Origin of the sequence: Pararobbsia alpina (genome assembly GCF_902859895.1) — a bacterium.
Classification (GTDB): domain Bacteria; phylum Pseudomonadota; class Gammaproteobacteria; order Burkholderiales; family Burkholderiaceae; genus Pararobbsia; species Pararobbsia alpina.
Map to the genome: position 1 here is coordinate 1 of NZ_CADIKM010000090.1, position 8,495 is coordinate 8,495.

The window sequence follows — 8,495 nt, forward strand, 5'->3', positions numbered from 1 at the left end:
TCGACGCAGTTGCGCAAGGGCACGCAGATTCCTTACACGTCGCACCTGCTCGGAGTCGCGAGCCTCGTGCTGGAAAATGGCGGCGACGAGGAACAGGCTATTGCAGGTCTATTGCACGACGCGATCGAAGACGTTGGGCCTCACGTCGCGCCGACGATATCCGGGATGTTTGGTGATCGCGTGCTGCGCATCGTCGAGGGATGTACGGACGGCGTGCCCGATGCTTCCGGCCACAAACCCGACTGGCGTACCCGCAAGGAGACGTACCTCGCGCATCTGGAGCGCGCGGAACCCGACGTCCTGCTGGTTTCGGCATCCGACAAGCTGTACAACGCACGGGCAATCGTGACGGACCTTCACACCATCGGGCGCGCTGTCTTCGAGCGATTCACGGCTGGCGAGGCGGGCACGCTCTGGTACTACGGTGAGCTGTCGCGAATTTTTGCTGAGCGGCTGCCAGGTGCACTATCGATGGAGATAGCCCGTACTGTGGATTCTATGAGGACAGCCGTCGCCAGTTGATGCTGCGAACGAACACGCAGTCAGACGAAAGGTTGCCCTCTGATCTCCGCCTAGTACGCTTGCCGGTGTCGGTCATTGACTATCCGGAATCAACTCCAGCGCTACACCGACGGTTGCGGACCCGATCTTCGGCAAATGACTCGTTCGGCAGCCATCCGCCGTAGGAAGCGCCCGTACACTAGCGGTGTCAGAGAGTGTTCGCTACGCGAGGCCCGCGCATGATGACGATTGCCCTGATTGTCTCGACGGTCGCGGTGACGCTCGTCGTCGTGCTGGTGATCGCAAACCTGACGAGCGGCGAGAAGAAGGTCGAGCACAAGATCGAACGGCTGTACGCAAGCGACGATCCGCAGTTCACCCGCTCGATGGGGCTGCTCCTCGGGCCGCCCGTCGTCGGGGGCAACCGCTTCGAGGTGCTCGTCAACGGCGACGGGATCTTTCCGTCGATGCTGGAGGGCATACGCTCGGCGCGGCGCACGATCACCTTCGAAACCTTCATTTACTGGTCCGGCGCGATCGGCGACGAAATTGCGCGTGCGCTGTCGGACAAGGCGCGTGCGGGTATCGCGGTGCATGTGCTGCTCGACTGGGTCGGCTCGTCGAAGATGGACAAGCGCTATCTGCGGATGCTGCGCGAGGCGGGTGCGGAAGTCGTCCAGTATCACAAGCCGCACTGGACGGGTCTCGGCCGCATGAACAACCGCACGCACCGCAAGCTGCTCGTGATCGACGGACGCATCGGCTTCACGGGCGGCGTCGGTATCGCCGACGAATGGACTGGGCACGTGCAGGACGAGAAGCACTGGCGCGACACGCACTTTCGCGTCGAAGGCCCGGCGGTCGGACAGATGCAAGCGGTCTTCATGGATAACTGGGTCAAGGCAACAGGAAATGTGTTGCACGGCCCGCAGTACTTTCCGGAGATCGACGCAGCGGGCGACGGGCTCGCGCATATGTTCAGCAGCTCGCCCTCGGGCGGAAGCGACGACATGCAACTGATGTACCTCATGGCGATCACCGCCGCGACGCATTCTATCCACTTGTCGAGCGCGTACTTCGTGCCGGACAAGCTGACGATCAACGCGATCGTCGAGGCGGCAAAGCGCGGGGTGAAGGTGCACATCATCACGCCTGGCAAGCGCATCGACACCCACACGGTGCGCGAGGCGTCGCGCGCGTGCTGGGGCGACCTGCTCGCGGCGGGCGTTGAGATGTACGAGTATCAGCCGACGATGTACCACTGCAAGCTGATTGTCGTAGACGAGTATCTGGTGTCGGTCGGCTCGACGAACTTCGACAGCCGCTCGTTCAAGCTCAACGATGAGGCCAATCTCAATATCTACGATCGCGATTTCGCGCGCCAGCAGACGGCGATTTTCGACGGCGACGTCGCCTACGCGAAACGCATCACGCTTGACGACTGGCGCCGCCGTCCGCTCCTCATAAAGCTGCTGGAGCGTGCTGTCGCGCTGCTCGATGCGCAACTTTGACGTTTGGGTCGCGAGTTCGGCCGAGCAAATCGGGCGGTAGTCGGCCATCTACGGACGGTCGCCAATGCCTCTCTATAGACGTCCGAACGTCGGCTTCACTTAGACAACGGACGCTCGAGTGCAGATGCTGTCGGGCGGGTCATCGGCCTTAGCTGACGCTCGCCCGTCCGGTGCCGTATGACGGCTGCTTGTCACTTTGCGGTCGTTCGTAAGTCGGTGCCGGTGACCTAACGCATAAAGCCGTTCCGGCTACGCTGCCTTTTGCAAAAGCTCTGACGTAGGCTCCTCCCGCTCGTGACCAGCGGTCGGAGACCATAGGCAACCACCTGGTCGCGCGGCAACGCAACGAAGAAGGCTTCACAGCGTCAGGCCTGGCCGTCGAAGCGATTGTTCGCAACGCCGAACGCCGAGTGCTGTAGTTTTCGCCGCCGGGCGGAGCGGCGACTTGAGAGGGTACCGCTACGATCGCCGCGATGAGATACATTACGGCACGACATCGCTATTGATCCGGCTCCGGAGAAAGAATGCCAGGCGAAAAAAATGCAAAACGCAACAGGGGATCACTTGATGACAGGTTCGAGTTTGTCGAAGACGCCATCGCGCCGGGAGACCGGGCCGCCCTTCGGCCAGCCGTCTTCGAGGTCGAGGAAAAGGCATCCGGCGCAGAACGCAACCTGAAGCTCTGGCGCAAGACGGGCACGGCGCTTGATGACGATCTCCGACAGCTCTGGCTGCACGAGATGCGGCAGGTGCAGCGTGTCATGTCGTACGAGGGCGCCCGCGAGGTAATCGTCGACGTTCTGGAGTTCGTGGAAGACGAGTCCGATTTCGGCGTGGTCCTTGAACGGACAGGACGACCATTTGCCGACATGCTCAGGCGCGCTTCACGCCAGCACTGGCTGAACAACCTCCGTTCGCCGCGCGCCCGGATCCTGTTCTGGCGCAATATCAGGCGGCTTGTCACGGCGCTTGGGATTGTCCACGCGCAAGGTCTCGTGCATGGTGGGGTTGGCCCCGACGCGGCGATGACGGAGGGCGCGGATGAGCCGGACTTCCGGCTGGGTGGCTTCGAGTGGAGCCTGTGGTTAACTCCCGACGCAACGGACCGGTCACATGCGAAGGTCGGAGCTGCCGGCGCTGTGCGCAGATCGGAGCGCTATTCGTTCGCCCAGGACTGGCAGTCGATGGGGCTGATGGTCGCAGACTGTCTTGACTGCATCGTCAGGGAATCGGGCGATGTCATGCCTGCCGGGCGATATAGTCCCGCCATTGAACTCAACACGGCCGAACGCCTGTTGTTAATGCGCCTCGTGACGCCAGCTCGAATGGATCAGCTCGACGCCGGGTCAATCGGACGCGCAATTGATGATCTGCTTGCGAGTGTCGCGCAGTCCGCCTCGACGCGCGTCGGGACATTTATCCTCCTCGTTCCGTCGAACCAGCACGTCAGCGACGCCGTCTACACGGCAACTGCCGGGGAAATTCCGGTTGATGAACACCGCCGTCAGCTGGATTGGATCCGCGCCGACCTCGATGGCGGCGCAACGCTGCTGGTGCCTCGATCCTTCGATCCGGCGACTGATACGATCCGGCTGGTGACATCGACCATGGTCTACAGGCTCACTGCCTTCCGTGACGAAGGAGCGGCCCTGTGGGACATCGGCGTCTGCAGAAAGGCAGAGTTGAGGGACGGCACTTTCAGTCTTGGCGAGAGCGACGAACATGCCCTGCTCCAGACCGTGACAATCGTGCCGAACGCGCGCGAGGCTCGCGAGACGCGTGGCCGGCTTGGCGCCGATACGCTCGACTGGAGCACCTTCGCCAGTCCAGCACGTGACGCAATCGGGCCCGACGAGGGTGACACCGTTCGCAATGCGCTGCTGCTCGTTCAGACCGTGGAAGCGGTCGTCAAGGCGCTGGAGGTCTATCCCGTGCAGGTTCTGGCAACCGAGGTACACAAGGGTCGTCGTTCTGTGCTCCTGCGTGCCGAGCCCGGCAACGAGCGCGACCGTATCGCAAAAAGGATCGGCCTGACCGAAAGCGCCGTTGCACTCAAATGGCTGTTCGAGGACGACCGGCGCGATGCCGAAGCGAAATGGCAACTCTGTCGTGCCGCCGGCCTGGGATCCTCACGAACCAGCGATGTGGTCGCCAGCTTTGTCGAAGCGCTCGAGCATCGCGGCATTCAGGCATACCGCTTTGAGATCGACGAAGACCTTGAGAACCAGGGGCCCTACTTTCTTCGAACGGAACGCGATGCCGGAACGGAGCAGGCCATTTCCCGGCGCTTGCGTAACATCAAGGCACTCGACACGCGTGCTGACCTTGTCGACATGCTGGCCGATCCATGGCGCGTACGCAGATCCAGCCGTGAAGAATTCAGCGACGAAGCACGCCGGGACGAAGCCTTTCTGGATCTGGACCCGCCCAAGCAGAAGGCCCTGATCGGCCTCTGGTCTACGCTTCCGTCGTTTTTCGTCGTGGGGCCGCCTGGCGTCGGTAAAACCAGGCTGGCAACCGAGGTGGTCAGACGCCGGTTTGCTGACGATAGCTCAACGCGCATGCTGATCACCGCGCAGGGCCATGATGCGCTCGACAATCTTCAGAAAAAGATCCGGGAGACGCTCAGCAAGGCAGGACGGGATGACGTGCTTCTCGTCCGGTCGGCCACGTCCGAGCGTCGATCGACGAGCGGCGGAGAAGTCCATCGGACGGGCCTGGACTATCTGGAGCGTCTTTCGCAAAGCACGCTCGCGAGGACGGCACCAGAACCGCTTCGCGCGCGTATTGCGGAACTGCGCGACGCCGCCGGTCGTATGGAGCGTGCGAAGGACACCATCACCAGGGAGCAGCGATCCGGCCTCGGCGCGATCTCGCATCTGATACTCGATGCGGCGAACATCGTCATCTCGACTGCCAATTCGTCCGACGTCGAAAGCCTCGTCGAGGCCCGGCAGCAGTTCGACTGGGTCATCGTCGAAGAGGCAGCCAAGGCGACCGGGCCGGAACTGGTTGGCCCGCTCATGCTTTCAGGCCGGCGCCTCCTGATCGGTGACCATCGGCAGTTGCCGCCTTTTGAGTCGGAACGGATGGTGCGCATCCTGCGCGACCAGAGTCTGGTAAGCGAGGCCTTGCAGATCGCTGGGCAGTACGTCGGCTCCCTGCTGCACGATGGCGAACTTGACGAGCTCGAACTGATCGCCTCGGATGCTTCCGCCCTGAAAGCATCGGCAGACATGGCCCTGAGGCTGCTCGAACCGTTTCGCACCTTCGTCGAAAACGACGAGCGGCGTGGCCATGGCAACCCGACGCATCGCCCGATCTCGGCAACGCTCACCGAGCAGAGACGGATGGATCCGGCCATCGCGGAGGTCGTGTCCCGCGCGTTTTACGACGGACAACTCCACACGGCTGCCAGTCGGGCGCATGCGGCCTGGACGGAAAAGTCCCCCGTCGTCCAGCAAGGCGCGCTCCCGTCTTCCCCCATCGTCGTCGTCAATTTCCCGCATGTGAGCTCGACGGGCCGCGCAACAGAAATCGAACGCGGAAAGCCTCGCTGGCATAACCCCTCCGAGGTCGAGGCGGTCATGAACGTGTTGCTGCATCTGCGGGCCCGCGACAGCGCGAAGCCGCCAACGCTCGCCATCCTTTCTCCTTACAAGGCGCAGGTCGACAGGATCCAGGAGCGACTGTCATCCAGAATATCGGGTGACCTGCAGCACTTGGAGCATTTCAAACCCGTGCGAAGCGACGGCGCATTGGTGGGAACGGTCGACTCCTTTCAGGGCAGCGAGGCCGATGTCGTCATTCTCTCGCTCGTACGAAACAATCCGCGCAATGCCCTAGGCTTCCTGCGCGACCGACGGCGCATGAACGTCGCGCTCAGTCGCGCCAAAACACAGCTGATCATCGTCGGCAGCCTCGATTTCCTCGCCGAGGCGGTCCGGGCAGTCAACCCGGACGCGGAAGATCACGACCTCTCGTTTCTTGCCCTGATGACTGAGGCAATCCGCAAGCTTGAAAGCCAGAAGAGAAATGACATCGCGCTCGCCCGCTCGATCGGCCCCGATGCGCTAAAGGAGCACGTATGAGTGTATTGATTGCAGTCCCGGTTTTCCGGGTCAGTTGCAGGGTCGGAATTGACCGCGGACGGTCATGGAGTGTCATTGACGAACTCGTGTTGTGGGCGATCGTGCGCGAGCCCAGGTCGATCGCCACGCTCGCCCGCGAAGCTGACCTGCCACACCAGGTCATCATTGCATCCATCGCGCGCCTGATGCGCTTTCGCCTTGTCGAGGTCACCCTGAGCGGCGACAGTGTCGCCTTTCGCGCAAGCGAATACGGATTCCGGACCGTGGCCAGCGGCGAGACCCTGCCATTTTTTCCCAAACGCGTTTCACGACGCGTCAGCTTTGTCATTGATGCCGCGACGGGTGATTTTTTCCCGACGCGTGAAGTGCGCATCATGCCGGGACACCGGCTCGACCGGGAGCGTCAGGCTGGATACGAAGTCCGGACTGTCCACGTCGAAGGTGGCGCACCCTCGATGTCACACGAGGCCAACATGGGCCGCCTGTCCGAAATCACCGTCCGGGGATGGGACGAACAGGTCGCGACGATTGACGGCAAGACCGCCACCTTGCGCGAAGACGAGTTTCTGGTGTTACGTGTGATCGATGGAACCCCCAAGGGTCTGCCTGAATCGGCAGGCGTGAACCTTCGCGATCTCGTCGCCCAGGCCGCGGCGTTGCCACAGGGCACGAAACAGCTCACCGTGACCTACGCGGGCGAACCGGACGCGCCTGACACCGCGCCGACGAGTCATGCCTGCCCGTTCGAGCCGTCCGATCTCGTCATTGGCGGATCGGCGCACAGGCAATGTCTTGTGTCGCTCCTCGCAAGCGCTCACAGGCGCGTCATCATCCATTCCACGTTCCTCGATCCCGAGCGCTTCAGGGATCTGATGGATGCAATACGGACCGCATGTGTGCGTGGCGTGACGTTCGACCTGCTCTGGGGGGCTGAGCTGGATGATGAGACGGAACGAAAACATGCTGCAGCAGCTACCGCAATCGCGCGATTGGTGCGGGAAGACGAGGCGCTGAAGGGCCGCGTGCGCGTCCATATGAGGACCACAGGATCCCACGCCAAGCTGATCCTGCTGGATACCGCGCACGACGGCTGGATCGCAGGCGTCGGTTCATGCAACTGGCTATCGTCGCCTTTCGAGGCTGTCGAGATGTCAGTTGTGCTTCGGGATCAACGGTGCGTCGCCGACATCGCCGTGGCCGTCCAGCGACTGGTGGGACGCCGTGGCCTGTCCGATGATATCGCCACCGAGATGTCGACGCTTGCCCGTGACCTGCGGCGTATGCCGCCAATGGACGGCAACGGTCGTATTGCCCTTGTTGTGGGTGACGCGCACGACCGTCTGATACGTGCCGCCAGCAGTGCGGCGGTGACGCGGTTTGTCGTTGGCAGTCACCGGCTGGGCTCCACAGCAAGACCGGGGGCGTTAATGCAAGGGGAGAAGGCGGCTCAACGCCCGGGCGTGCGCACCGTTGTCTTCTATACGCGCACGACAGGTCCGTTGAAGAACCGGCACGCCAGGGCGCTCGCTGAGGAAGCAGGACTCAATGGCGTAATCCTGGCGAAAGCCGGGAAAATCCCCCTGCACGGGAAGTTCGTCGCATGGGATGACGACAATCTGGTCGTCACGAGCCTGAACTGGGCATCTGCATCGGCAGATCCCGACTTCCCCTGCGGCGAAGTCGGCGCGCACATCTGCGCGCCGGGCATTGCCGCCCACGCCCTGACGCGTCTCGAGGAAATATTCCCTGAACTGACGCAGGACGCCGAGCCCGTTGCCAGGCAGTAAAGCCATCGCAGGCCACCCGTTGGCGATGCGACTGCCTGCTGCCGCCTAGTCTTCGTCCCGGTGCCGCGGAGGCCAAGCCAGATAGCGGCCGCCCTGAAACCATCGCTCAAAGGCGACCACGACGCGCTTCATGACGCGTTGTATCAGGCGGAACTGTTTCGAGCGATACGCGACCTGCAATAGGATCCCGACTTCGCATGCACTTCGGTTTGGTCGCAATCTGGTTGTCGTCTTGTACGCGGCTCCGATACGCTCGATATGGACCTGTTCAGGGAGCGCCTGTATTCGGTTCTGGAATCGGCGAAGGTGCTGTTCCAGCAAGGAAACGCCGCAGCTGATGCTCCGCGTCAATGACCTTGTGCAGGGGCGCAAGCGCGAGTTGCGCGTCATAATTCGACCGGTTCCGTCGACAATGGCTTGAGCGGCGGCAACGGGTCGCCTACGGCCGGCTGCGTCGGGTGTCAAGCGAGCCAGCGATGATAAGTTTAGCTACCTTGTGGCTTACGTAAATGAGTGCCACCGACGTCGTCGCGCTGTGTGTTCTCTTCGTCGATTTCCTCGGTCGGCCAGCTCGGCGCAAAGATCGCCGAAATCATGGCGTTGCC

4 protein-coding genes are annotated in these 8,495 nt (G+C 62.3%); all 4 read left to right on the forward strand.

The genetic code is table 11. The features are described 5' to 3' along the window. Positions 1 to 522: HD domain-containing protein (locus HV670_RS28765; RefSeq protein WP_175108355.1), on the forward strand; the 522-nt coding region annotated here is incomplete at its 5' end. A 218-nt stretch (positions 523 to 740) separates the two neighbouring features. Further along, complete coding sequence (gene cls, locus HV670_RS28770) at positions 741 to 2,012, forward strand: cardiolipin synthase (protein ID WP_175108356.1); 1,272 nt, start codon at positions 741 to 743, stop codon at positions 2,010 to 2,012. Positions 2,013 to 2,536: 524 nt separating this feature from the next. After that, complete coding sequence (locus tag HV670_RS28775; protein ID WP_175108357.1) at positions 2,537 to 6,103, forward strand: DEAD/DEAH box helicase; 3,567 nt, start codon at positions 2,537 to 2,539, stop codon at positions 6,101 to 6,103. Continuing rightward, on the forward strand, positions 6,100 to 7,890 hold the full coding sequence (locus HV670_RS28780; protein WP_175108358.1) for a phospholipase D-like domain-containing protein: 1,791 nt from the start codon (positions 6,100 to 6,102) through the stop codon (positions 7,888 to 7,890). Before HV670_RS28775 ends, HV670_RS28780 begins: the two co-directional genes overlap by 4 nt. Positions 7,891 to 8,495: the final 605 nt, after the last annotated feature.

Bases quoted from the DNA above. Each gene is read 5' to 3' on its own strand.
- cls (WP_175108356.1), top strand. From the start codon at position 741: ATGATGACGATTGCCCTGATTGTCTCGACGGTCGCGGTGACGCTCGTC.
- HV670_RS28775 (WP_175108357.1), top strand. From the start codon at position 2,537: ATGCCAGGCGAAAAAAATGCAAAACGCAACAGGGGATCACTTGATGAC.
- HV670_RS28780 (WP_175108358.1), top strand. From the start codon at position 6,100: ATGAGTGTATTGATTGCAGTCCCGGTTTTCCGGGTCAGTTGCAGGGTC.